The sequence below is a fragment of the Massilia sp. GCM10023247 genome (genome assembly GCF_042653325.1).
GTDB lineage: Bacteria > Pseudomonadota > Gammaproteobacteria > Burkholderiales > Burkholderiaceae_D > Telluria.
In genome coordinates this window covers 186117-209563 of record NZ_JBHSIB010000006.1, presented here as the reverse complement: position 1 = coordinate 209563, position 23447 = coordinate 186117, and the positions used below count along the sequence as shown (strand labels likewise).

The following is a 23447-nucleotide window of genomic DNA, read 5'->3' as shown; positions in this document are numbered from 1 at the left end:
GGCTCACTTCTGGGTTTTCACGATCTGCATCGCGCTGGCGATCAGCCCGCTCATCTCGCCCAGGTTGGCCGGCACGATGATCGAGTTGTTCGTCTTGGCCAGCTTGCCGAAGGCGTCGACGTAATGCTCGGCCACGCGCAGGTTCATCGCGTCCTCGCCGCCCGGTTCGCGGATCGCGGCGCCGACCTGGCGCAGCGCCGCGGCGGAGGCTTCGGCCAGGGCGACGATGGCGCTGGCCTCGCCCTGGGCGCGGTTGATCGCGGCCTGGCGTTCGCCTTCGGAGCGGGCAATCGACGCTTCCCGCTCGCCTGAGGCGATGTTGATCTGTTCCTGGCGGCGGCCTTCGGAAGCGGCGATCAGGGCGCGCTTTTCGCGCTCGGCGGTGATCTGGCGCTGCATCGCATGCAGGATCTCGGCCGGCGGCGTCAGGTCCTTGATCTCGTAGCGCAGGACTTTGACGCCCCAGTTCGCGGCCGACTCGTCGATCGCGTTGACGATGGTGGTGTTGATGTGGTCGCGCTCCTCGAAGGTCTTGTCGAGCTCCATCTTGCCGATCACCGAACGCAGCGTGGTCTGCGCCAGCTGGGTGATCGCCTGGATGTAGTTCGAGGCGCCGTAGGAGGCGCGCATGGCGTCGGTCACCTGGAAGTAGAGGATGCCGTCCACCTGGAGCTGGGTGTTGTCCCTGGTAATGCAGACCTGCGGCGGCACGTCGAGCGGTATCTCCTTGAGCACATGCTTGTAGGCGATGCGGTCGACAAAGGGAATCACGATGTTCAGGCCCGGCGCCAGCGTCGCGTGGTATTTGCCGAGGCGCTCGACCACCCAGGCGTGCTGCTGGGGCACGACGTTGATCGTCTTGATGACGAACACGACGGCGATGACGAGAATGACCAGCGCTACGATTTCGAACGAGAATTCCATGAGCATCCCTTATAGATGAGTTACCAGTATTTGCTTATCTTATAGTTCTAACAAGAGCCGCCGGGCAAGGCGCAGCGCCGAAGACAGTAGGCCTGTACGGCGAGACGCTGCAACGCCGCCATGCGGCTTTTGTTTATGAATTGGCGACGATCAGGCGGTTGCCTTGTACTTCCACGATGCGGAAGTCGCCCGCCTCGGGAACCGCGCCGCCGCCCAGTTCCACGTCCCACAGGGCGCCGCGGTACATCACGCGCGCGCGGCCCTCGTTCCAGGCGTGGACGGTGACGCGCCCGCCGATGTCGAGGTTGACATTCCGGTCGCGCCTGGCATCGTGCTTGGCCGGACGGCCGAAGCGGCTGCGGTGCAGCACGCCGGTGGCCACCAGGCCGACCGCCGCCGCGACCAGGGTCTGGACCGGCCCGCTCAGGCCCAACATCGCCGCAATGCCGCCGAAGGCCAGGCCGATCGCGATCATCAACAGGTAAAAGGTTCCCGTGAACAACTCGGCAATCACCAAAATGCCGGCGCCGATCATCCAGTTCATCCAATCCGTCATGTCCTGCCTCCCTTCTCTACCCAAAAAAGATAAAAACCCTCGCTACCGTGTCCAGGCGACGAGGGTTTTATGCGAACAAGGTCCGTCTTCGAAGATGTTTGTCATTCGATCAGTGATGCTTCGAGTCTAACCTTTCAGGGCGCATAGTCAAGTTCTTTGTTGCTCATATGCCATTTTCACCTGTGCAACAGTATGAATGGGCCCGCGAACGGCGTCCGACCGGTTTGCACGCGGCTTTCGAGCGCATGAACTGGACACCGCCCCCCCCTTAGGCGATGCTTAAAACGGCGCCGGCTGCGGCGCCAGGCGTCAACGGCGCCATCCGCGTGGCGTTAAGAGGGAGAGCGACTTGCTCGAACCGGTAACGCAACAGGAGATCATCATGAAATCGTCATTCAAGTTGGCAGGCGCCTTGCTGCTGATGGCTTCCAGCGCCGCATTCGCGGCCACCCAGACCACCGCGCACCCAGCCACCCAGGCCCCGGCCGCCTCCCATCCGGCGGCAATGACCAAGGCCGACGTCAAGGCCGAGAAGAAGCAGATCCGGGCCGACGAGAACACCGCGCTGGCGGCATGCAAGAACATGAAGAGCGCGGAAAAATCGGCCTGCCGGAAGGAGGCGATGGCAAAGGCAGCCAATGCCCGGGCCCACCTGAAGGCCGCGAAGCATACCTGAGCCCTTTGGCCGCCCCGCATCCGGGCATGCGGGGCATTTCCCGAACGCGCGTTGAGGCGCCGGGTCCTCGCCGTTTTCGCATCCGGCCTGTCTCGAGCGGATCCTTCTTGCGCTCGATATCATGCCGCTTACTCCGCTCCACCGCCTGGTCGACAACGCCACCCTGAAATCGCTGGGGCCCGGCCTGATTACCGGCGCCGCCGACGACGACCCCTCCGGCATCGCCACCTACTCGCAGGCCGGGGCGCAATACGGCTTCAACGCCTTGTGGACGCTGGTGCTGACCTATCCCTTCATGGTCGGCATCCAGCTGGTCTCGGCACGGATCGGCCGCGTCACCGGGCGCGGGCTGGCCGCCAACATGCGGCGCGCCTATCCGCCCTGGGTCGTGTACCTCATCGTCGTGCTGCTGCTGGCTGCGAACATCATCAACATCGCCGCCGACATCGGCGCCATGGGCGACGTGCTGCGCCTGGTGGCCGGACGCGGTTCGGCTCACGTCTACGCGCTCGGCTTCGGGGCCTTGTGCCTGCTGCTGCAGGTGCTGCTTCCCTACGCGGCTTACGTGCGCTACCTGAAATGGCTGACCCTGGTGCTGTTGTCGTATGTGGCCACCGCGTTCGCGGTGCACGTGGACTGGCACGAGGCGCTGGCGCGCACCGTGTGGCCGCATTTCGCGTTTACCAGGGATTCGATCGCGCTGGTGGTGGCCGTGTTCGGCACGACCATCAGCCCCTACCTGTTCTTCTGGCAGGCGTCCCAGGAAGTCGAGGAGATCCGCAGCGCGCCGCAGGCGCATGCGCTGCGCATGCGCCCGCCCGACGCCGCCGCCCAGCTCGCGCGGATCAAGTCGGACACGCTGGTCGGCATGGGGTTTTCCAACCTGGTCGCCTACTTCATCATGCTCACGACCGCGGTGACCTTGGGGGCGCACGGCGTCACCCAGATCGTGTCGTCGAGCCAGGCCGCCGAGGCATTGCGGCCGCTGGCGGGTGAATTCGCCTTCCTCGCGTTCGCGCTGGGCATCATCGGCACCGGCATGCTGGCCGTGCCGGTCCTGGCCGGCTCGGCCGCCTACGCCATCACCGAGAGCCTGCACTGGCGCAACGGCATGGACCTCAAGCTGATGGAGGCACGCGGGTTCTATGCGATCGTCGCACTGGCCACGATTGGCGGCGCGCTGCTCGACTTCGCTCCCGTCGACCCGATCGCCGCCCTGGTGCTGTCCGCCCAGATCAATGGCGTGATCGCCGTGCCGGTGATGATCGTCATGATGCTGCTGGCCCGCAACCGCAAGCTCATGGGGACGTACACCCTGAGCGTGCGCCACACCGTGACCGGGTGGTGCGGCATCGCCCTCATGCTCGCTGCCGTCGCGGCCATGTTCCTGCCGGCGTGAAACCGGCATCGCGGCCGGCATGAAAAAGCCCCGCTGCCGGCGAGGCGAGCGGGGCTTCGGGAAGCAGTGCCTGGGCGATTACATCGACGCCAGCTTCTGCCAGGTCTCGACCACCGAGTCAGGGTTGAGCGACATCGACTCGATGCCCTCTTCCACCAGCCACTGGGCGAAATCCGGGTTGTCCGACGGCCCCTGGCCGCAGATGCCGACGTACTTGCCCTGGGCGCGGCAGGCCTTGATGGCGAGGCTGAGCATGGCTTTCACGGCCGGATCGCGCTCGTCGAAGTCGGCGGCCAGGAGCGGCATGCCGGAGTCGCGGTCCAGGCCCAGGGTCAGCTGGGTCAGGTCGTTCGAGCCGATCGAGAAGCCGTCGAAGTAATCGAGGAAGCGCTCGGCCAGGATCGCATTCGACGGCACTTCGCACATCATGATCACGCGCAGGCCGTTCTCGCCGCGCTTGAGGCCATACTTGGCCAGCAGGGCGATGACCTTCTCGGCCTGGCCCAGGGTGCGCACGAACGGGATCATGATCTCGACGTTGGTCAGGCCCATCTCTTCGCGCACGCGCTTCATGGCGAGACACTCCATCTCGAAGGCTTCGGCGAAGTCTTCGGCCAGGTAGCGCGCAGCGCCGCGGAAGCCCAGCATCGGGTTTTCCTCGTCCGGCTCGTAGCGCGAGCCGCCGATCAGCTTCTTGTACTCGTTCGACTTGAAATCGGACAGGCGCACGATGACGGGCTTGGGCCAGAACGCGGCGGCAATCGTCGCCACGCCTTCGGCCAGCTTGTCGACGTAGAAGGCGCGCGGCGAGGCATGCCCGCGTGCCACCGATTCCACCGCCTTCTTCAGGTCGGCGTCGATGTTCGGGTACTCGAGGATGGCCTTCGGGTGCACGCCGATGTTGTTGTTGATGATGAACTCGAGGCGGGCCAGGCCGACGCCGTGGTTCGGCACCGACTGGAAATCGAAAGCCAGCTGCGGATTGCCGACGTTGAGCGTGATCTTGGTCTTGATCGGCGGCAGTTCGCCGCGCGAGACTTCGGTGACCTCGGTTTCCAGCAGGCCGTCGTAGATCTTGCCTTCGTCGCCTTCGGCGCAGGAGACCGTGACGAAGGTGCCGTCCTTGAGGATTTCGGTGGCGTCGCCGCAGCCGACGACGGCCGGCACGCCCAGTTCACGGGCGATGATCGCCGCGTGGCAGGTGCGCCCGCCGCGGTTGGTGACGATGGCCGAGGCGCGCTTCATGACCGGTTCCCAGTTCGGGTCGGTCATGTCGGCGACCAGCACGTCGCCCGGCTGCACGCGTTCCATCTCCGACGGGTCCTTGATGACGCGCACCGGGCCGGCGCCGATCTTCTGGCCGATCGCGCGGCCGGAGGTCAGCACGGTGCCGGTGCCCTTGAGCGAAAAGCGCTGCTGGGCGTCGGTCGATTTCTGCTGCGATTTCACGGTTTCCGGACGCGCCTGCAGGATGAACAGCTTGCCGTCGCGGCCGTCCTTGCCCCACTCGATGTCCATCGGACGGCCGTAGTGCTTCTCGATGATGACGGCATACTTGGCCAGCTCGACGACTTCCTCGTCGGTCAGCGAATAGCGGTTGCGCATCTCGATCGGCACGTCGACGGTCTTCACCGAGCGGCCGGCTTTCGCCTCGTTCGTGAATTCCATCTTGATCAGTTTCGAGCCGATGTTGCGGCGGATGACCGGCTTCTTGCCCTGTTCGAGCATCGGCTTGTGGACGTAGAACTCGTCCGGGTTGACCGCGCCCTGCACCACGGTTTCGCCCAGGCCGTAGCTGGAGGTGATGAAGACCACATCCTCGAAGCCCGATTCGGTGTCGATCGTGAACATGACGCCGGCCGCGCCCACGTCGGAGCGCACCATGCGCTGCACGCCGGCCGACAGGGCGACCTCGGCGTGGGTGAAGCCCTTGTGCACGCGGTACGAGATCGCGCGGTCGTTGTACAGCGAGGCGAAGACGTGCTTCATGGCCTCGAGGATGTTGTCGATGCCGACCACGTTCAGGAAGGTCTCCTGCTGGCCCGCGAACGAGGCGTCCGGCAAGTCTTCGGCGGTGGCCGAGGAACGCACGGCGAACGACATTTCGGCGCTCGAGTCGGCGACGAGGCGCTCGTAGTAGCTGCGGATTTCTTCTTCCAGGCGTGGCTGGAACGGGGTGTCGATGATCCACTGGCGGATGTCGGCGCCGGCGGCGGCCAGCGAGCGGACGTCGTCGATGTCGAGGCCTTCCAGGCGGGTGGCGATACGGTCGGCCAGCGAAGCGCCGCCATCGATCGAATGCTCGAGGAAGTCGCGGAAGGCCTGGGCCGTGGTGGCGAAGCCGGTCGGCACGCGCACGCCGGCTTCGGCCAGCTGGCTGATCATCTCGCCGAGCGAGGCGTTCTTGCCGCCGACCGATTCGACATCGGTCATGCGCAAGTTTTCGAACGGGGCAACGTAAACACTGGCGCCCTGTTCGGGATCCTTCAGTACTGCATGAGACAGGTTAGTCATGGTAGTGCACCTTACTTGAGATAGAAATCTGTCGGGCTTTGAAAACCTGCTGCGCGTTGTCCTGGCGGTCTGCGGTACTCGCCGTACATCCGTACGGCTGCGCTTCTCGACCACCATGCCTGCCGCTCGCTACGGTTTTTAAAGCCCTTGTGCAGTGGTCCGCCTGACGGTTTGTATTCTTGTTATTCTCTTCGTCGTGCAGCACAATGCAAAATCCGTTGCAGAGCATTTTACCGCGTGAATCCCCGTTTGACACCGCACTACACTGCAAACTTGACAGCAATAGTTAAAAAAATATCATGACGCCCGACGCCCGCCCCCCGCTTCCCCCGCCGACACGCACCGTATTTTTCGTGTCGGACGGCACCGGCATCACCGCCGAAACCTTCGGCCACGCGGTGCTCTCGCAGTTCGAAATGCGCTTCCGCCAGATCCGCATCCCCTTCATCGACACGCTCGACAAGGCGCGCGACGCGGCGCGGCGCATCAACGAAGTGTACAACGCGGACAACAAGCAGCGCCCGATCGTGTTCTCGACCCTGGTCAAGCACGACCTGTCGGGCGTGATCCGCGCGGCCAACGGCATGCACATGGATTTGTTCCAGACCTTCGTGGCGCCGCTGGAGATGGAACTGGGCGTGAAATCGACCCACACGATCGGGCGCATCCACAACGTGGTCGACTCCGAGGAATACAAGAACCGCATCGAGGCGATCAATTTCTCGCTCGCCCACGACGACGGTCAGTCGCACAAGAACCTGGCCGAGGCCGACGTGATCCTGGTCGGGGTCTCGCGCTCCGGCAAGACCCCGACCAGCCTCTACCTCGCCATGCAGTACGGGATCAAGGCCGCCAATTACCCGCTCATCCCCGACGACTTCGAGCGCGGCAAGCTGCCGTCCTCGCTGCCGCCCTTCAAGCACAAGCTGTTCGGGCTGACGATCACGCCGGAACGCCTGGCCGAGATCCGCAACGAGCGCCGCGCCGGCAGCAAGTACGCCTCGATCGAGAACTGCCGCTACGAAGTCAACGAGGCCGAACTGATGATGAAGCGCGAAGGCATCCGCTGGCTGTCCTCGACCACGAAGTCGATCGAGGAGATCGCGACCACGATCCTGCAGGAGATCAAGCCGGACCGGCGCGAGTATTAAAAGATCGGCGAAAAGACCGGCGAAAAGACCGGCGCAGGCCGGCGCCGCTTATTGTTCCATCCCCTTCTTGAGCAGCTCGGCCACCAGCTCGTTCAGGTCGCGCCCCTCGCCGGCGGCGCGCCCTTGCAGTTCCTTCACCAGCTCTCCATTGAGCTTGACCGCGAACGGCACCAGCCCCGCCGCGCGGTCGCGTTCACGCTGCTCGCGGCGGTCGGGTGCCGGTGCCCCGGCGGCGCCGAAGGCGGCGCCCTTTGCGCCCATCGCGTTCATCAGCTTCTTGGCGTCGCTCTTTGCCAGGTCGGTCTTTTTCATCGTGCGCTTTCGTTTGTATCCAAAAGCCCATTCTATCCGCGACGCATGCCGGGCGGTGCCGGCCCGGCGCGTGCGCGCCGCGGCGCCCCGTTTTTGCGCGTCGGGTTACCATCCCCACTCCACTACTCCACTCGACCGCCATGCCCGCCACCGCCGCCTCCGTCCTGCGCCACGTCGTCCTTTTTTCCTTCAAGCCCGGCGCCAGCGCCGACCAGGTCGATGCTGTCGTCGCCGGCTTCGCCACCTTGAGCGACGCCATCCCCGGCATCGACGCCTACGAATGGGGCACCAACGTCAGCCCGGAAGGCCTGAACGACGGCTTCACCCACTGCTTCACGCTGACTTTCGGCAGCGCCCAGGCGCGCGACGCCTACCTGGTGCACCAGGCGCACCAGGACTTCGTCGCGACCCTCGGCGCCTGCCTCGAGCGCTCGCTGGTGGTCGATTACTGGACCCAGTGAGCCGGCCCGGCATCGGGCGGCTCAGGGCCGCGCCAGGTCGCGCTCGACCGTGTCCAGCAGATTCCGGGTAGACCACACCAGGTCGCGCAGCTCCAGCCTGGGCACGTAGACCTGCCCGTTTGCCCGTGGGCGGCGCACGTACACCTTGTTCGGCACGATCACCGCGGCCAGGCCCGAGGCCAGGTTCTCGCGGCGCACTTCCATGTACGTGGAATCGGCCGAGCTCGGCGCACCGACCAGGGTCGTGTTCGGGAAACGGGTGAAGACATCGATTGCGTCCAGGCAGGCACTCGCACAGTTGCCTGGCACGACCACGTAGAACGGACGGGTGAACGGCGCGTCTGCGGCAGCTTCAGCGGAGGACGTCGTCATGGCCGGTTTCCTTTCTATATGGAAGGGCGCACCCTGCGCCAGCGCATTGCGCATGTCCTCGGCCTGGGCCCGCGCCCAGGCGGCGCCGGCCGTGTCGCCCTGCTTGTCCAGCAGTTGCACCAGAGAGGAAACATACTCGGTATTGCCCTTCGACGCCCGCCACCAGACCTCGGTCTTCGAGGAGTATGCCGAGCGTGCCTGGGCGACGCGCTCCTTGCCCCACAATGCCCTGGCGAATTCCACGCTCCAGCTGACGAACCACCGCTGTTCCTGCGCAGGTCGACCACGACCGCATCCGCGGCCAGGTAGTGCGCGCGCCGTGCTTCGATCTCGCGGTTGATTGCCCTGTAGGCGGCGCGTTCTTCCTCGTTCGGGTGGAAGGTCGGCATCGACACCCAGTACAGGTTCTTGCGCGGCTCGCTCATGCCGACCGGGCCGGCATCGCCGTCGCCGTCGCGGCTTTCCTTCAGCCAGGCCAGCCCTGCGTCGTCGAGCTCGCGCCATGCCAGCGTGCGCTCCATGACCTGGCCGTTCGACTCGAAGCGGCAACGCTGCGGCAGATCGACGAACGGATTGCCGGCGTCGACGAACAACAGGCGCGCGACCGACCACCATTGCCCAGCCTCCGCCACCCTGCCCTTGAAGCTGAACACGTTGTCGAGAATGAGCCGGTGTGCATCCTTGCCGTCGCAACCGAGCAGCTTGCTGCCCACCGGTGGCTGCCCGGGCTGTGACGCGTAGACATACAGCGCATCGCCACGCCAGACGGTGACGAAGCCGGGCCAGCGCCCGGCCGGCAGCACGGACTCCTCGATCAGGACCCGCATCCCGGCGTGGCCATCGCCGATGCGGACATTGAAGCCCTCGACGGCGGCCACATAGCCGGCCGCGTCGCGCACCCGGCTCGCCAGCGCCAGACCGTGGCGGCGTGCCGCCTCCAGGTTCGGCAAGAAGTCGGGGTGATGCGGATCGTGGGCGCCCGGGTGATTTTCGCGCGTCAGCTGCACCGCGGCGTCGATGTCGGTCTGGGCCGCCAGGCGCCAGGCCTCGGGCGTGGCGGGCAGCGCCACCGGCGCAGCGCCGGCGGGCAGCCCGATGAGGGTGGCGAGCGCGGCAGCGGCAAACTGGCGCAAGACTGGCGGGAGGGAGCGGATCGGCGGCACGGGGTCCTCGTCATCGATAGGCGTTGGCAGGCTTGGCAGAATACCATCGGAAATAGCCCCCGATTCTCAACAATATCCACGCCGCCGCCGGAAGTCCGCCATCATGTAGAATCCCTGCCACGACTTTGAGGGGCAGTGGCAAGATGGGGTGGCTGGACAAACTGTTGGGCGGCGAGAATGCCGGCAAGGCGACGGCGCCCGCCGCGGCTGCCGATGCGCGCGTACAAGCCGGCGCTGCCGCCCAGGCGGCGCACGCCGCCGAGATCGACGCCATCTATTACCGCTGGCTCAGCGCGGCCCTGCCGCCACACGCGCCGCCGGAACGCGAGCGCCGCGTGCTCGACGAACTCGATCGCCTGGCGAACGCGCCGCTGGCCGGCGCCGCCCTGGTGCCGCGCATTCCCGAGATCATCCCGCAACTCATGCGCAGCCTGCGCGACGAGGACATGCATGCGGCCGACCTGGCGCGCCAGCTGTCGCGCGACGTGGTGCTGGTCGCCGAGGTGTTCCGCGAGGCGAACCGGCCTGCCTACCTGCCGCGCTACCATGCCGGGCCGCCGGTCAGCAGCATCGAAGCGGCCGTCATGCTGCTCGGCCAGAACGGCATGCGCATGCTGCTGGCGCGGGTCGCCTTGCGGCCCGTCATCAGCATGGGCAGCGGACGCCACACGAAGCGGATCGCACCGGCGATCTGGCGCCAGTCCGAGCAATGCGCCCGCGCCGCCAGCCTGCTGGCCCCGGCCCTGCGCGCCAACCCGTTCGAGGCCTACCTGGCCGGCCTGATGGAAAACGTGGGGCTGGTGGTCGCGTTCCGGATTGTCGACCAGGTCTGTCCCGGCGACACGCTGCCGCATTCGGACGCCTTCGTGGCGGAGCTGTTCGCGCAGGCGCGCATCCTGTCGGCGCGCATTGCCGCGCTGTGGGAGTTCCCCGATGCGGTCACGGCGGCCATCGGCGCGGCCGGCAACAGCGGCGCCGCGCCGCTGGCCCAGGCGCTTGCGCTGGGCGACCGCCTGGCAAAGCTGCGCCTGCTGGTCGACGGCGCCCTGTTCGAGGCCGACGACCCGTTCGTCACCGAAGGCTTGAGCCAGGCCGCGCTGGACTGCTTCGACAAGCTTCAGGAAGACGACTAAGCGACGAGCAAGCGCTGCGGGTGACTATAGACCACATGCCTGCCGCCGCGCACGAAGCCGGCCAGGGTCAGCCCCGCCTCCTCGGCCATGCGCACCGCCAGCGCGGTCGGCGCCGAGATCGCCGCCAGCATCCCGAAGCCGGCGCGCGCCGCCTTCTGCACCATCTCGAAGCTGGCCCGGCTGGTGACCACCGCAAAGCCGGGCGGCGCCGCGCCGCCGGCCAGCGCCAGCGCCCCGACCAGCTTGTCGAGCGCGTTGTGGCGGCCGACGTCCTCGCGCACGCACACCAGGTCCCCTTGCGGGTCGGCCCAGGCGGCCGCATGCACGGCGCCGGTCGCATGGTGCAATTGCTGGCGCCCCGCCATGGCCGCCATCGCGCGGTGCAGCGCGGCCGGGTCGATGCGCGCGCCGCAGGCGGCAGGCGCAGCCGGCAGGCAGGCTTCGCGCTCGAAATAGGCCAGGCTCTCGACGCCGCACAGGCCGCAGCCGGTCTTGCCGGTGCGGGCGGCGCGTGCGCCCTTCAGGCGCGCCATGGCGCCGGCGGCGATGCGCAGCGAGACGACAATGCCGCCCGCTTGGCCGCACGCGCCCTCCTCGACCTCGATGTCGTAGACGTCGCCCCGCTGCCGCACGATGCGCTCGCTCAGGGTAAAACCGAGCGCGAAGTCCTCGAGGTCGAGCGGTGAAGCCAGCATCACCGCATGGGTGATGCCGTTGTAGGCCAGCGCCACCGGCACTTCCTCGGCCACCAGCTCGCTACCCTCGCACAGGCTGCCGTCTTCCCAGCGGCTGGCCGGCAGGCGCCGCGTCGCCTCGGGCACGGCGCCGAGGAAGGCGTCGGCGGCGCTCATCGCGCGCCTGCCGTGCGCTCGACCAGCACGTCGATCGCCTTGGCCGCCGGCACCTTGCTCTCCTTCGCGTGGTGCCAGAGCGGGATCAGCGGATTACATTCCGGGAAGTAGCCGGCCACCGCCCCTTCCGGGATATCGTAGGGCACCACGGCCAAGCCCTCGACGCGGCGCTCGACGCCATCGCTGGAAGCGCAGCGCAGGGTGACCAGCTCGCCGGCGGCGAGCGCGCGGCGCGCCATGTCGGCCTCGCCCATGAACAGCACCATGCGGCTGCCGTACACCCCGCGGAAGCGGTCGTCGTGGCTGTAGACCGTGGTGTTGAACTGGCCGTCGCTGCGCACCGTGAACAGGCGCAGGGTCGCGCCATGGCCGGCATCGCCGTCCAGGTCGGGGTTGCCCGGCAAGGCGTCCGGCACGGTGAAGCCGGCCTTGCCGCTGTCGGTCTTCCACTCGCGGCTGGCGGCGCCGACCGGCTTGCGAAAGCCGCCCGGTATCCACATCCGCGCATTGAACTCGTGGAAGATCTCGGGATAGGTCTCCTCGATGGCGTCGCGGATGCGGGCATAGTCCGCGACCCAGGCGTCCCAGTCCACCCGCGGGTTGGGGTCGAGCGTCGCCCTGGCGATGCCGGCCACGATTGCCGGCTCGGACAGCAAGCTTGGCGCGGCCGGTTCGGCCATGCCGCGCGAGCCGTGGATGCAGGCGGTGCTGTCCTCCACCGTCACCGCCTGCTCGCCGCCGCGCTGGCGGTCGATCTCGATCCGGCCCAGGCAAGGCAGGATGTAGGAGGCCTTGCCGTGGATGACGTGGTTGCGATTGAGCTTGGTCGATACCTGCACCGTGAGCGGCAGCGCGCGCCAGGCCGCCTCCATCAGCGCCGTCTCGGGGACGGCGCGCAGGAAGTTCCCGCCCAGCGCCACGAAGGCCGGCACCTTGTGCGCGAGGATGGCTTCGCAGGCCTCGACGGTGTTCATGCCGGTCATGCGCGGCGGTTCGAAAGCGTATTGCTCCTTCAGCTTGTCGAGCGGCGCCAGCTCGGGCTTCTCGGTGATGCCCACCGTGCGCTGGCCCTGCACGTTCGAGTGGCCGCGCACCGGGCAGACGCCGGCGCCGGGCTTGCCGATGTTCCCGCGTAGGAGCAGCAGGTTGACGATCATCGCCACGTTCTGCACGCCGTTGCGGTGCTGGGTCAGGCCCATGCCGTAGACGCCGAGCACGGCCTCGCTGCGCGCGTACACGCCGGCCGCCCGCTCCAGCGCGGCACGCGCGAGACCCGACTCGCGCTCGATGTCGGCCCAGGGGCAGTCGCGCACGGCGGACTCGAAGGCCGCGAAGCCGTCGGTGTGGGCGGCGATGAAGGCGGTGTCGAGCACGCGCGGGGCGCCGCCCGCGCGCGCCGCGTCGTCGAGGGCGAAGATCGCCTTGCACAGGCCCATGATGGCGGCCGTGTCGCCGCCCGGCATCAACTGGAGGTACTGGGTGCTGATCGGCGTTTCCTGCTTCGTCAGCATCTCGGTGGGCGACTGCGGATTGGTGAAGCTCACCAGGCCGCGCTCGCGCAGCGGGTTGAAGGTGATGATCGGCACCCCGCGCCGGCGCGCTTCCTGCAACTGGTGCAGCATGCGCGGACTGTTCACGCCCACGTTCTGGCCAAAGAAGAAAATGCAGTCGGTCCGCGCGAAGTCGTCCAGCACCACGGTGCCGACGCCGTCGCCGATGGTCTTCTGCAGCGCCACCGAAGTGCTTTCGTGGCACATGTTGGAACTGTCGGGCAGGTTGTTGTTGCCGTACATGCGCGCCAGCAGCGCATACATGTAGGAGGTCTCGAGGGAAGCGCGGCCCGAACTGTAGAACACCACGTTCTCGCGCTCGGCCGCGCGCAAGGCGGCGCCGATCTCGGCGAAGGCGGTCTCCCACGAGAGCGGGCGGTACTTGTCGCTGGCGGCGTCCCAGCGCAGGGGCACGGTCAGCCGGCCCTGGTCTTCCAGCGCGTGGTCGCTCCAGGATTCCAGTTCCGTGACCGTGTGGCGCTCGAAGAAGTCGGCGCCGATCGCCTTGCTCGTGGTTTCCCAGGCGGTGGCCTTGGCGCCGCTTTCGCAAAATTCGAAGGGATGCGGATTGGCCGGCTTGGCCCAGGCGCAGCTGACGCAGGCAAAACCGTCGGTCTTGTTCTGCTTGAGCAGCAGCGTGCTGTCCTTCACCACCGTGCGCTGGTCGAACAGGATGTGCGCGACTTCGCCCACCGAGCCCCAGCCGCCGGCCGGCATGCCGGGCTTCTCGATCCGTAACCTGCGTGATTCCTCGCTCATGGCCCGCTCCCCGAAATAGATGGCCTACCCTAGCCCCGGGCACCAGGCGCCTCTGTGCGCAGGCGCACGCAGCGCAGCCGGTGCCCGCGCTTTTCCCGGTCGGTTGCGGGTCAATCGCGGGTCAGGCGCGCGGCGGCGGCCCGTGGCGGCCCTTGGCGCCCCTTATTGCCGCCAGCGGCTATACTGCCGGGACCATGCGCATCCAGCTGTTCTCCGACCTCCACCTCGAACGTTATCCGGCCTTCCAGCCACGGATCGCGCCCGGCATCGACGTGATCGTGCTGGCCGGCGACATCGGCTCCTATCAGGAGGGCTCGCGCCTGGGCGGCACGGACTTCGGCCTCGAGCGCTTCGCCCCGGCGCTGGGCGCGACCGCGGCGCGGGTGCTCTACGTGCCGGGCAACCACGAGTACGACGGCCTCGAATTCGACGAGGCGCAGGCACGCCTGCGCGCCACCTGCGAGCGGCTGGGCATCGCCTGGCTCGAGCGCGAGACGCTCGTCATCGACGGCGTGCGCTTCGTCGGCACCACCCTGTGGGCCGATTTCGATGCCCTTGCCGCCGGCCATGGCCCGGACAAACAGCAGCAGCTGCACCAGAAGGCGCTGCGCGCGGCCAACTATTACCTCGCCAAGAACACCACCCTGCGCGACGGCCAGCCGGTGCTGGCCGAGGGCTGGCGCGCCATGTCGCTCGACTGCCAGCAATGGCTGCGCGGCGCGCTGGCCCGGCCCTTCGACGGCCTCACGGTCGCGGTCACCCATTTCGCGCCCAGCCTGCGCAGCGCCGATCCGCGCTACGGCGTCACGCCCGGCACCGCGGGCTTTTGCAACGCGCTCGACGACCTGTTCCCGCATGTCGGCCTCTGGCTGCACGGCCACCTGCACTGCTGTAACGACTACACCGTGAGCGGCATGCAGGACGGGCGGCCCTGGTCCTGCCGCGTCGTCGCCAATCCGCTGGGCTACCTGAGCAAGGGCGAGCAGGAAGGGTTCCGGCCCGATCTCATCATCGAGGTGTGATCCATCCTGCATACGCAGGGTGCGCACGCGTGCGCACGCGGTATGGGCGCCGATCGCCGGCGCCCTGGCCGCCCGGCATGCTCAGAACTTCATCTCCAGGGTGGTACGCAGCCTGGCGCGCTCCGGATAGGTCCAGCCGCGCTTTTCCACCCCCGTCACCGGGTCGGCGTAAGCGATCTCCCAGGCGTTGTCCTCGCCCAGCAGGTTGGACGCCGCTACGCGCAGCTGGACTTTCGGCGTGAACTTCCAGACCGCATAGGTTTCGAGATCGGTACGCGCATGGGTGTAGTGGGTGCGGTCGGCCGCGGCCCGCACGAACGCACTGCTGCGATGCGCCAGGCTGGCGCCGGCCGTGAGCGCGCCGGCCTTGTAGTCGATCCCGAGGCTGGCGCTGAGCGGCGTCTGCCGCTCCATGCGGTTGTCCGGCCCCGGCACCGACGCCACGCGCGACCAGTTGCGGCTGAAGCTGGCGCGCAGGTCGATCGCCGGCGCGCCCGGCCAGAGCGACTTGAGCGGGAATTTCGCTTCCAGCTCCAGGCTGCGCAGCGTCGCCCGGTCCTCGTTGACCGGCGTGTAGATCCAGCGCAGCCCGTCGAAATAGACGCGGCCGCTGGTGTAGTTGTCGATGCGGCGCAGCGCCCCGCCCACCGAGACCATCGCGCCTTCGGCCCAGTAATGCTCCCAGGCCGCGTCGACGCCCCAGGCCAGCTCCGGCTCGAGCGCCGGATTGCCCTGGTAGTCGGCCTCGGTGGGGCTGTTGTTTTCCCAGGCCTGGCGCCGTGGCACCAGGCTGGTCAGCGCCGGCGCCTTGTAGGTGCGGCTCACGGCCAGGCGCAGCTGGTCACCCTGGTTCCCCTGCGCGCCCGGGAATTTGTACAGGGTCTGGAACACCGGGCTGAGGACGCTCGAGCGCACCCGCGTATCCTCGACGGCATTGCCGCTCACGCGGGTGCGCACGCCTTCCCAGCGGGCGCCGAGGTAGACCGACCATTGCGGGGTCAGCTCCCATTCGTCCTGGGCGTAGACGGCCAGGCGCGCGACCCGCGCCTCGAAGGTCTCGTCAGGCAGCTGGCCGGGAGGCAGCGGGCGGATCGCGTCGCGCTCGGCGCGCAGCTCGTCGCTGGCATTCACGCCCGCATCCCAGCCCAGCGCCAGCCCATGGCCGCCATCGAACTTGCGCGTGTATTTGCCGGTGCTGCTGGCGCCCTTGCCGCGCACCTCGTTGCGCACGCTGCCATCGAGCGCCGGACGGCCCGCGCTGTCGCTGCCGGCGCGAGGGTAATCGTCGTCGCGCCGGGTGCCGTCGACGCCCAGCTTGGCATCGAGCTTGGCGCCCGAAGCCAGGCTGCGGGTCCAGCGCAGGTCGGACTTGACCAGCACGTGGTCGCCTGCGGCCCGGGTGCGCAGGTCCGGCACCGGAGGCGGCGCGCCAAACAGGGTCGTGACCAGCATATGTCCACGGTTCCTGAAGCGCGTGGTCGTGACCAGGCTCTCCCAGGCCAGGGTGTCGCCACCCTCGAGGGTCCAGTTGAAGCGCGGGCCGAGATTCAGGCGGCGCGTGCTGCCCTCCTCGGGGATGCGCGTGGTGCGCCACCGGTCCACCTCGCCATCGGGACGCGTGTTTTCCTCGAAGCCCAGCGCGGTGCGCTCGAAGCGCTCCTCGCTGGCGCTGGCCGAGACCGACCAGGACGAGCGCTCGCCCCGCCCGGCGAACTGCGCGCTGGCCGTCGGTCCGCGCGCGCCCTTTCCCGCCAGGTAGGCGAGCTTGGCCTCGCGCTCGCCCTTGCGCACGCTCTTGCGCAGCACGATGTTGATGGTGCCGGCCACCGACTGCGTCGACAGCTCCGCCGTCGCCGAACGCAGCACTTCGATACGTTCGATCAGCTCCGGCGACAGGGAGTCGATGTCGAACCCGGCGGGCATGCGCTCGCCGTTGACCAGCACCTGGGTGTAGCCGGCACCCAGCCCGCGCATCCTGACCTCGGTGCTGCGCCCGGCGCCGGTCGTCACCGTGACGCCAGGTATCCGCTTGAACAGGTCGAGGACGCTGGCGTCGCCGTAGCGCGCGATTTCCTCGCGCCGGATGACGATCCGGCTGGCGGTATCGTCGCGCCGGGGATCGTAGCCGGCCGCCGTGACTTCAACGCGCTGGATGGGTTCGGAAGGGGTCTCCTGTGCATCGGCCATGGCACAGGGCGCGGCAAGGAGGATCGCCAGGTGGCGGAGGCGCAGCAATCGCATAGTCCAGTCTCCAGAAATGAATAGTTCGTATTATTGGAACATCTACATTCCGGAGAGTAGCATCGATTTCCTTCACGCGGAATCGATTTGTGCCATCACCTAGCAATTATGACGGCATTCAGCGTGCGAATGCCGGACGGCGGGCCGTGCGCCGGGAGCGATGCATCTGCTGGAGATCAGCGCGTCAGCGCGGCACGTTCGTCGACCGTCAGCACGCGCGGCTGGCGCAGCGGCTCGCTAGTGCCGGGCTGGAAGAAGGGATTGTCGCGATAGCCGCCGCCCAGGCGGGCGCGCAGGATCATGCTGCCGATCTTCGCCACCGCCCAGGCGGTACGCAGCGGCGTCGGCCGGACGCGGGCCAGCGCCGAGGCGGTCTGCACCATGATGCGCGAGCGCCCCAGTCGACGGTCGAGGGTGTCGGGCGGCGCGGCCAGGCAGGCGCGCATCAGGCCGGCATACGGCATCGTCGGCTCGCGCGGGGTATTGCCTACCGGGGTGTTGCAGCAGGCCGCATACCAGCGGTACAGGCCGCGCGGGCTGAGCGACATGCAGGCCAAGTGCTCGATGCCGCCGGTGAAGCGCACCGCGCCCGGCAGTGCGGACGCGACCTCGGTGCCGCCGGCGTCGTCCAGCAGCTCGGACTCGCGCCCGAGGAAGCGCGCGAAGGCCTGGCAGTCCTTGCAGTAACAGACTGCGCGCGCGGCCACCTTGCCGGGTTCGACTTCACCCTGCAGCTTGCCGCAGGCACAGCGCAGCGGGATCGCCATGGCCTATTCCACGTCGAGGGCGCGCACGGCGGCCAGCTCGGCGGCCGTGGGCAAGGGGCGCCGCCGCTCGGCCGGACGGGTCAGGAGCCGCCTGGCGGTATCGAAAGGAACGCCGAGACCGGCCAGTTCGCGCGCCGGTGAGGCACGGCTATCGGCAGCGGCGCTGTGGATGGCGGCGTCGATCAGCAGCGCGGTCTTGTAGTCGGTTCGGCGGTCCATGGCTTTATCCTAACATGGGCCGCTCCGTGCGCAAGCCACGGCGGCGGCCGATGTCCCGCCGGCACGCTTTGCGCCGCGGTCGCAGCAGCCGCCTTGGAGCAAGCGCACGCTGCCCTCCGGCCGAAACCATCGGCCAGGCCCACTATGCGTCAGCACAAACTATTGCTAGTTCCTAGCAACGATTGTGCTATTCTCCAACCACTTCCCTGTCTCATCGATGGGGTCGTCGTTGTCGATATGCCCGCCGAACATCCAATCCCGCATGCCACGACCAGAGGAAAAAAATGAAGAAGAAATGGATTGTCATACCGTCTTTGCTGGTACTGACCGCGCTCGCCGCAGTTGCCATCATGCCCGTGCATTTCTGGCACCAATTCAAGCCGAAGCCGGAGGTGGTGGTCGATCACGCGATGCGGGTGAAAGTGGTCGATACGCTGGTGGCGCAGCTCAATGACCACTATATTTTTCCCGACAAGGCCAAGGACATCGAGGCGGTCCTGCACCGGCGCCGGCAGGAAGGCAGCTACGACGGGATAAAGGACGGCCGGAAGCTGGCGCAACAGCTCAGCGCCGACCTTCGTGGTGTCGCCAAGGACCTGCACATGAACGTATATTTCCAACCCGGTCTGGTGCTGCCCCACGAAACGGACGGCCCTCCGCCGGAGTCGCAAGCGGAGTGGGAGCAGCGCACCAACTTCCTCTTGCGCCTGGTCATGCGCCACATGGCAAGCCGGCGGGTGGAAAAGGTCGATCACCTGGGCCAGAACATCGGCTACCTGAAGGTGTCGGGCTTCCCTCCGCCTTTCCTGGTGGCAGACAAGTACGCTGCAGCGATGAATAAGCTTGCCGACACCGACGGCCTGATCGTGGACCTGCGCGAGAACGGCGGCGGTTCGCCGCAATCGGTGGCTTTACTGATCAGCTATTTCGTCGACCAGCGTACCCGCCTCAACGACATCTGGGAGCGCAAGACCGGCACCACCATCCAGCACTGGACCCAGGACACGCTCGACGGCAAACGCTATGGCGGCAAGAAGCCGGTCCTGATCCTGGTCGGCCCGGACACGATGTCCGCCGGCGAAGACTTCGCCTACACGATGCAGGCACTGAAACGCGCCACCGTGATCGGCGCGCCGACCTGGGGCGGTGCCCACCCGGCGCGTCCCCATCGCATCGGCGAGCATTTCTTTGCCGTGATACCCGGCCGGCGCACCATCAGTCCAATTACCGGCAGCAACTGGGAGGGTACGGGCGTCACACCCGATATCGCCGCGACGCCGGACAGCGCGCTGGCGGTGGCCCAGGACCTGCTGCAGCGTAAGCTTGACCGAAGCGCCCCGCTCGTCGCCGCGGGACGTTGAAGGGGCGACGCTCTCATTGATCGTTCTACAGTATCGCGCCGGCACGCCGCCACTTCACTTAAAAGAAGTGGCGCCAGTCTTCCAGCCACCCGGGAAAGGCCGTCGCCTCCATCGGATTGGCGATGTGGTAGCCCTGGGCGTAGGTGCAGCCCAGGCCCTGCAGGAAGTCCCAGTCCTGGCGCGTCTCGACGCCGACGGCGACCGACATGCGGTCCAGGCTGTGGGCCAGGCTCATGCATGAGCGCAGGACGGTGCCCAGCGGGCGGCGCTTGGAGGCCCCGTCGACGAAGCTGCGGTCGATCTTGAGTTCCGTGAACGGGATGCGCGCCAGCAGCTGCAGGTTCGAGCGACCGGTGCCGTAGTCGTCGATCGCCAGGCCGAAGCCCATCATGCGCAGGCGCACCAGGCGCTCGATGAAGTTGGGGTCGGTGTTCAGGACCGAGGACTCCGGCATCTCGAAGGTGATGTAGTCCGGCAGCACCGTGTGGCGCTGCAGGCAGGCCGTGATCTGGCGCAGGAAGGCCGGATGGGCCAGCGTCTCGGGCGCCAGGTTGATCGAAATCGAGATCGGCGTGCCCTGGTCGTGGAACCAGCGGCAGCGCTCGACGGACAGCTCGATCATGCTCCAGTCGAGGAAGTCGATCCGGTTATTCTGCTCGAGCGCGTCGATGAAGGCCGAGGGGCCGAGCAGGCCGTGCTCGGGATGGCGCCAGCGCGCGAAGGTCTCCAGGCCCTTGACCTGCCCGGTGGCCAGCTCGATCTTGGGCTGGAAGAAGGGCTCGAACTGGCGCTTCTGCAGGCCCGAGCCGATTTCGGCGAAGGAAAAGCGCGGGCTGTCGTCGACCCGGTCGTGCGCCGCCTGCGGCTGGTAGTTGTCGATCAGGGGCTTGAGCTTGGCCGCGGTGACCGGCTTGCTGATCGAACCGAGCAGGTCGATACCGTAGACCTGGGCCAGGGTCTCGACCGAAAACAGCAGGTTGGCCGGCTGGGCGCCGGTGACGATCAGGCTGATGCCCGAGTCGAAGGTGGCCAGGTTGCGGATCAGCTCCAGGCCGTCCATTCCCGGCAGGGCCAGGTCGATGATCGCCACGTGCACGCGCGGCGTGAAGCCGGCCTGGAAGGTGCGCAGCGCCATGTGCCCGTCAGGCACGTCCGTGACCCGGCTGGCGCCGAGGCGGCCCAGCATCTCGACCAGCGACGCGCGCTGGGCGTTGTCGGCTTCGGCTACCAGGAAGTGCAAGTGTGCGATGTCCATCTAGACTCCAAGGGCCGCTCGGGCCGCGATTACGGGATTACGGGATGACGGGATGACGAGATGACGAGATGACGGTACAGATTAACCCGGCAGGCGCGCCGTCGTCCATGCTTGTTGCTGGCGCGACTGCTCGAAGAAGCAGACCGCGGCGGCGGCGGCCACGTTCAGCGACTCGACCTGGCCGCCGTGCGGGATCACCACCTGGTGCGTGGCGAGGGCCATCAGCTCGCCGGCGACGCCCTGCCCCTCGTGGCCGAGCAGCCAGCCCACCGGCCGGCGCAGGTCGACCTCGTACAGCTTCTGCTCGGCGTAGCCGCTCATCGCCAGCACCGCGATGTCCGATGCCTTGACCAGCGCGCCCAGGTCGACGTTCTCGAAGATCTCGAGCACGAAATGCGCGCCCATCGCCGCCCGCAGGACCTTCGGCGACCAGCAGAAGGCCGTGCCCGGGCTGCAGAACACCTGGGTGATGCCGGCCGCGCCCGCGCTCCTCAGGATCGAGCCGACGTTGCCCGGGTCCTGGACGCCGTCGAGCAGCACGGCCGACACCTGCATGGCCGCGGGCTGGACCGGCTTCGGGGTCTCGACCAGGAACAGCAGGTTGACGCCATGCTCGACCTGGCTGAGGGCGCCGAACAGCGCGTCGGGCAGCACGGTCACGTGCACGCGCAGGCCTTCGCAGCGGGCGGCGATGTCCTGCACCTCCGGATTGTGCAAGGCGTCCTCGGACAGCACGCAGTGTGCCGGCGCGCCGCGCAGGTCGAGCCAGGCCTGGCACAGGTGGACGCCGTCGAGCAGCGTGCGGCCCGCTTTCCTGCGCGCCTGGGAGCTGGCGGCAAGCGCCTTGAGTTCCTTGTAAAACGGGTTGTCGCGCGAGGTGACGGTCTTCATGCAGCGACTACCTCGATCAGCGCATCGGCTTCCCCGAACGCGCTTTCCTGCGCCGGGGCGAACAGGTCGACCTGCAACAGGTTGCGCACCGGTGCGAAGGAGCGACGGTGCACCGGCGACGGCCCGTGCTCGCGCAGGCGGGCCAGGTGCAGCGGCGTCGAATAACCCTTGTGCTGGTCGAAGCAGTATTCCGGATACAGCGCATGCAGGCGCACCAGCTCGGCGTCGCGCGCCGTCTTGGCCAGGATCGAGGCGGCCGAAATCGCATGGCACTTGTCGTCGCCTTCGATCACGGCATGGGCGCGCACTTCCATCGGCGGGCAGCGGTTGCCGTCGATCAGGGCGATGGTCGGCAGCGTGTGCAGGGCTTCGACCGCGCGCCGCATCGCCAGCATGGTCGCGTGCAGGATGTTGAGGCTGTCGATCTCCTCGCACGACGCTTCGGCGATCGCCCAGGCCAGCGCGTATTCGCGGATCTGCGGCGCCAGTTCGTCGCGGCGCGCCTCGGTCAGCTTTTTCGAGTCGCGCAGGCCCTCGATCGGGCGCTTCGGATCGAGGATCACGGCGGCCGCGAACACGGGCCCGGCCAGCGGGCCGCGGCCGGCCTCGTCGACGCCGCAGACGATGTCGAGGTCGGTGAACGGACGCAGCCGGGGCGGCAGGCCGGGATAGAAGTTGACGCGCTTTTTGCTCATTGCTTCGTGTAATACTGTGTAGGGGTCAGGCGGCTCAGGCGCGCCCAATGACGCGCATTACCGCCTGGGCACTTTCCTGGGCACTATTGCGCAGCAGGCTGTGGTGCATCTCGGTGAAGCGTGCCGCCAGCTTATCGCGTCGCGCCGTGTCGTTCAACTGCGTCCACACGGCATCCGCCATCGCCTCGGGCGTGGCCGCGTGCTGCAGCAGTTCCGGCACCAGGAATTCGCGCGCCAGGATGTTCGGCAGCCCGATCCAGGGCTGGTAGCCCATGTGGCGCATGATTTCCCAGGACGCGCGCATGACCTTATAGGCGATCACCATCGGCTTCTTGAACAGCGCCACTTCCAGCGTGGCCGTCCCCGACGCCACCAGCACGGCGTCGGCCGCGGCGATCGCGCCGTGCGAGTCGTCGACCAGCGTCAGCGGCACATCCTGCAGGCCCGCTTGCGCGACCACCTCCTTGAAGTAGGCACGCTGCTTTTCGCCCGCCATCGGCACCAAAAAGCGCAGGCCGGGATCGCGTTGCGCCAGCAGGCTCGCGGCGCGCACGAAGGGCTCGGCCAGGTATTTCAGCTCGCCCATGCGGCTGCCCGGCATCACGGTGACCACGCGTGCATCCGGCGCCAGGCCGAAGGCCGCGCGGGCCGCCGCCACGTCCGGCACCATGGGAATCGTTTCCGCCAGCGGATGGCCGATATACGTGACCGGCACGCCGGCATCCCGGTAGATCTGCTCTTCGAAGGGGAAGATCACCAGCATGTGCGAGACCGCGCGCTGGATCTTCTTGATGCGCCCGCCCCGCCAGGCCCAGATCTGCGGCCCGATGAAGTGCACGGTCGGGATGCCCCGGGCGCGCAGCTGCTCTTCCAGGCCGAGGTTGAAGCCGGGGTAGTCGGCGCCGATGAAGGCGGCCGGACGCTCGGCCAATAAACGGTCGCGCAGGCGGTTCTGGATGCCCTTGATCTCGCGGTAGCGCGGGATGATCTCGAACAGGCCGCGCACCGTGAGCGTCTCGAGCGGGACATCGGAAACGAAGCCCTGCTCGATCATGCGCGGGCCGCCGATGCCGTGGAAGCGCGCCCCCGGCAGCTGCGGGCGCAAGCCCGCGATCAGGCGGGCGGCCAGCATGTCGCCGGACACCTCGCCGGCAACCATGGCAAGCGAAACGTCC

General features: G+C 67.6%; 22 protein-coding genes. 7 read left to right on the top strand and 15 right to left on the bottom strand.

Translation table 11 applies throughout. The annotated features are described in order from the left end of the window. Positions 1 to 3: 3 nt before the first annotated feature. Positions 4 to 924, bottom strand: coding sequence for an SPFH domain-containing protein (locus ACFPAH_RS03615; protein ID WP_379740750.1), 921 nt, complete (start codon positions 922 to 924; stop codon positions 4 to 6). A 133-nt stretch (positions 925 to 1057) separates the two neighbouring features. After that, the gene (locus ACFPAH_RS03610; protein ID WP_379740747.1) at positions 1058 to 1480 is read right to left on the bottom strand and encodes an NfeD family protein; all 423 of its coding nucleotides are present in this window, start codon (positions 1478 to 1480) and stop codon (positions 1058 to 1060) included. 382 nt (positions 1481 to 1862) lie between these two features. Between ACFPAH_RS03610 and ACFPAH_RS03605 the strand changes: the two genes are divergently transcribed. Both ACFPAH_RS03605 and ACFPAH_RS03600 read left to right on the top strand, forming a co-directional pair. Next, the gene (locus ACFPAH_RS03605; protein WP_379740744.1) at positions 1863 to 2156 is read left to right on the top strand and encodes a hypothetical protein; all 294 of its coding nucleotides are present in this window, start codon (positions 1863 to 1865) and stop codon (positions 2154 to 2156) included. Between the two features lie 121 nt (positions 2157 to 2277). After that, positions 2278 to 3555: an NRAMP family divalent metal transporter gene (locus ACFPAH_RS03600; RefSeq protein WP_379740742.1), complete on the top strand. Its 1278-nt coding sequence runs from the start codon at positions 2278 to 2280 to the stop codon at positions 3553 to 3555. Positions 3556 to 3633: 78 nt separating this feature from the next. On the opposite strand, the gene ppsA is transcribed toward ACFPAH_RS03600, so the two are convergent. Further along, positions 3634 to 6069, bottom strand: a complete 2436-nt coding sequence (ppsA, locus tag ACFPAH_RS03595) for a phosphoenolpyruvate synthase (protein ID WP_379740739.1) — start codon at positions 6067 to 6069, stop codon at positions 3634 to 3636. 299 nt (positions 6070 to 6368) lie between these two features. Between ppsA and ACFPAH_RS03590 the strand changes: the two genes are divergently transcribed. After that, positions 6369 to 7220, top strand: a complete 852-nt coding sequence (locus tag ACFPAH_RS03590; RefSeq protein ID WP_379740736.1) for a pyruvate, water dikinase regulatory protein — start codon at positions 6369 to 6371, stop codon at positions 7218 to 7220. A gap of 48 nt (positions 7221 to 7268) precedes the next feature. Here the strand turns inward: ACFPAH_RS03590 and ACFPAH_RS03585 are convergent, their stop codons facing one another. Continuing rightward, positions 7269 to 7532 carry a hypothetical protein gene (locus tag ACFPAH_RS03585; protein WP_379740733.1) on the bottom strand — a complete coding sequence of 88 codons (264 nt, stop codon included), beginning with the start codon at positions 7530 to 7532 and terminating at the stop codon, positions 7269 to 7271. A gap of 140 nt (positions 7533 to 7672) precedes the next feature. Here ACFPAH_RS03585 and ACFPAH_RS03580 point away from each other — a divergent pair, with 140 nt between their 5' ends. Continuing rightward, positions 7673 to 7993 (top strand): Dabb family protein, encoded by a 321-nt coding sequence (locus ACFPAH_RS03580; RefSeq protein ID WP_379740730.1) that lies wholly within the window; start codon positions 7673 to 7675, stop codon positions 7991 to 7993. 21 nt (positions 7994 to 8014) lie between these two features. Here ACFPAH_RS03580 and ACFPAH_RS03575 read toward each other — a convergent pair whose 3' ends face one another. Beyond that, the gene (locus tag ACFPAH_RS03575; protein ID WP_379740727.1) at positions 8015 to 8365 is read right to left on the bottom strand and encodes a hypothetical protein; all 351 of its coding nucleotides are present in this window, start codon (positions 8363 to 8365) and stop codon (positions 8015 to 8017) included. Between the two features lie 14 nt (positions 8366 to 8379). Then, a complete protein-coding gene (locus ACFPAH_RS03570; protein WP_379740725.1) occupies positions 8380 to 9528 on the bottom strand; it encodes a hypothetical protein in 1149 nt (382 codons plus the stop codon). A 164-nt stretch (positions 9529 to 9692) separates the two neighbouring features. Between ACFPAH_RS03570 and ACFPAH_RS03565 the strand changes: the two genes are divergently transcribed. Continuing rightward, positions 9693 to 10661 (top strand): HDOD domain-containing protein, encoded by a 969-nt coding sequence (locus tag ACFPAH_RS03565; protein ID WP_379740722.1) that lies wholly within the window; start codon positions 9693 to 9695, stop codon positions 10659 to 10661. Here ACFPAH_RS03565 and fdhD read toward each other — a convergent pair. Together fdhD and ACFPAH_RS03555 are read right to left on the bottom strand one after the other, a co-directional pair. After that, positions 10658 to 11512, bottom strand: a complete 855-nt coding sequence (gene fdhD, locus ACFPAH_RS03560) for a formate dehydrogenase accessory sulfurtransferase FdhD (protein ID WP_379740719.1) — start codon at positions 11510 to 11512, stop codon at positions 10658 to 10660. The genes ACFPAH_RS03565 and fdhD overlap by 4 nt on opposite strands. Further along, positions 11509 to 13821, bottom strand: coding sequence for an FdhF/YdeP family oxidoreductase (locus ACFPAH_RS03555; protein ID WP_379740716.1), 2313 nt, complete (start codon positions 13819 to 13821; stop codon positions 11509 to 11511). Before ACFPAH_RS03555 ends, fdhD begins: the two co-directional genes overlap by 4 nt. A 194-nt stretch (positions 13822 to 14015) precedes the next feature. On the opposite strand from ACFPAH_RS03555, the gene ACFPAH_RS03550 reads away from it, so the two are divergent. Continuing rightward, positions 14016 to 14843, top strand: a complete 828-nt coding sequence (locus ACFPAH_RS03550) for a metallophosphoesterase (protein WP_379740838.1) — start codon at positions 14016 to 14018, stop codon at positions 14841 to 14843. 81 nt (positions 14844 to 14924) lie between these two features. Here the strand turns inward: ACFPAH_RS03550 and ACFPAH_RS03545 are convergent, their stop codons facing one another. From ACFPAH_RS03545 to ACFPAH_RS03535, 3 genes are all read right to left on the bottom strand, one after another. After that, positions 14925 to 17084: a TonB-dependent receptor plug domain-containing protein gene (locus ACFPAH_RS03545; RefSeq protein WP_379740713.1), complete on the bottom strand. Its 2160-nt coding sequence runs from the start codon at positions 17082 to 17084 to the stop codon at positions 14925 to 14927. Between the two features lie 176 nt (positions 17085 to 17260). After that, a complete protein-coding gene (locus tag ACFPAH_RS03540) occupies positions 17261 to 17851 on the bottom strand; it encodes a DUF6151 family protein (RefSeq protein WP_379740710.1) in 591 nt (196 codons plus the stop codon). A 3-nt stretch (positions 17852 to 17854) separates the two neighbouring features. Beyond that, positions 17855 to 18070, bottom strand: a complete 216-nt coding sequence (locus tag ACFPAH_RS03535; RefSeq protein ID WP_379740708.1) for a hypothetical protein — start codon at positions 18068 to 18070, stop codon at positions 17855 to 17857. Between the two features lie 284 nt (positions 18071 to 18354). Between ACFPAH_RS03535 and ACFPAH_RS03530 the strand changes: the two genes are divergently transcribed. Beyond that, complete coding sequence (locus ACFPAH_RS03530) at positions 18355 to 19431, top strand: S41 family peptidase (RefSeq protein ID WP_379740705.1); 1077 nt, start codon at positions 18355 to 18357, stop codon at positions 19429 to 19431. A gap of 58 nt (positions 19432 to 19489) precedes the next feature. Here ACFPAH_RS03530 and ACFPAH_RS03525 read toward each other — a convergent pair whose 3' ends face one another. From ACFPAH_RS03525 to lpxB, 4 genes are all read right to left on the bottom strand, one after another. Further along, positions 19490 to 20686 (bottom strand): EAL domain-containing protein, encoded by a 1197-nt coding sequence (locus ACFPAH_RS03525; RefSeq protein WP_379740702.1) that lies wholly within the window; start codon positions 20684 to 20686, stop codon positions 19490 to 19492. Between the two features lie 81 nt (positions 20687 to 20767). Further along, positions 20768 to 21577 carry a TrmH family RNA methyltransferase gene (locus tag ACFPAH_RS03520; protein WP_379740699.1) on the bottom strand — a complete coding sequence of 270 codons (810 nt, stop codon included), beginning with the start codon at positions 21575 to 21577 and terminating at the stop codon, positions 20768 to 20770. Further along, a complete protein-coding gene (rnhB, locus tag ACFPAH_RS03515) occupies positions 21574 to 22272 on the bottom strand; it encodes a ribonuclease HII (RefSeq protein WP_379740696.1) in 699 nt (232 codons plus the stop codon). Before rnhB ends, ACFPAH_RS03520 begins: the two co-directional genes overlap by 4 nt. Positions 22273 to 22306: 34 nt before the next feature. Beyond that, a complete protein-coding gene (gene lpxB, locus ACFPAH_RS03510; RefSeq protein WP_379740835.1) occupies positions 22307 to 23431 on the bottom strand; it encodes a lipid-A-disaccharide synthase in 1125 nt (374 codons plus the stop codon). Positions 23432 to 23447 lie beyond the last annotated feature (16 nt).

Coding starts and splice junctions, on each gene's coding strand:
- ACFPAH_RS03550 (WP_379740838.1), top strand. CDS start 14,016: ATGCGCATCCAGCTGTTCTCCGACCTCCACCTCGAACGTTATCCGGCC.
- ACFPAH_RS03525 (WP_379740702.1), bottom strand. CDS start 20,686: ATGGACATCGCACACTTGCACTTCCTGGTAGCCGAAGCCGACAACGCC.
- ACFPAH_RS03555 (WP_379740716.1), bottom strand. CDS start 13,821: ATGAGCGAGGAATCACGCAGGTTACGGATCGAGAAGCCCGGCATGCCG.
- ACFPAH_RS03585 (WP_379740733.1), bottom strand. CDS start 7,532: ATGAAAAAGACCGACCTGGCAAAGAGCGACGCCAAGAAGCTGATGAAC.
- ACFPAH_RS03545 (WP_379740713.1), bottom strand. CDS start 17,084: ATGCGATTGCTGCGCCTCCGCCACCTGGCGATCCTCCTTGCCGCGCCC.
- ACFPAH_RS03615 (WP_379740750.1), bottom strand. CDS start 924: ATGGAATTCTCGTTCGAAATCGTAGCGCTGGTCATTCTCGTCATCGCC.
- ACFPAH_RS03575 (WP_379740727.1), bottom strand. CDS start 8,365: ATGACGACGTCCTCCGCTGAAGCTGCCGCAGACGCGCCGTTCACCCGT.
- ACFPAH_RS03580 (WP_379740730.1), top strand. CDS start 7,673: ATGCCCGCCACCGCCGCCTCCGTCCTGCGCCACGTCGTCCTTTTTTCC.
- ACFPAH_RS03540 (WP_379740710.1), bottom strand. CDS start 17,851: ATGGCGATCCCGCTGCGCTGTGCCTGCGGCAAGCTGCAGGGTGAAGTC.
- ACFPAH_RS03535 (WP_379740708.1), bottom strand. CDS start 18,070: ATGGACCGCCGAACCGACTACAAGACCGCGCTGCTGATCGACGCCGCC.
- ppsA (WP_379740739.1), bottom strand. CDS start 6,069: ATGACTAACCTGTCTCATGCAGTACTGAAGGATCCCGAACAGGGCGCC.
- ACFPAH_RS03605 (WP_379740744.1), top strand. CDS start 1,863: ATGAAATCGTCATTCAAGTTGGCAGGCGCCTTGCTGCTGATGGCTTCC.
- ACFPAH_RS03520 (WP_379740699.1), bottom strand. CDS start 21,577: ATGAAGACCGTCACCTCGCGCGACAACCCGTTTTACAAGGAACTCAAG.
- ACFPAH_RS03600 (WP_379740742.1), top strand. CDS start 2,278: ATGCCGCTTACTCCGCTCCACCGCCTGGTCGACAACGCCACCCTGAAA.
- rnhB (WP_379740696.1), bottom strand. CDS start 22,272: ATGAGCAAAAAGCGCGTCAACTTCTATCCCGGCCTGCCGCCCCGGCTG.
- ACFPAH_RS03530 (WP_379740705.1), top strand. CDS start 18,355: ATGAAGAAGAAATGGATTGTCATACCGTCTTTGCTGGTACTGACCGCG.
- ACFPAH_RS03590 (WP_379740736.1), top strand. CDS start 6,369: ATGACGCCCGACGCCCGCCCCCCGCTTCCCCCGCCGACACGCACCGTA.
- ACFPAH_RS03610 (WP_379740747.1), bottom strand. CDS start 1,480: ATGACGGATTGGATGAACTGGATGATCGGCGCCGGCATTTTGGTGATT.
- fdhD (WP_379740719.1), bottom strand. CDS start 11,512: ATGAGCGCCGCCGACGCCTTCCTCGGCGCCGTGCCCGAGGCGACGCGG.
- lpxB (WP_379740835.1), bottom strand. CDS start 23,431: ATGGTTGCCGGCGAGGTGTCCGGCGACATGCTGGCCGCCCGCCTGATC.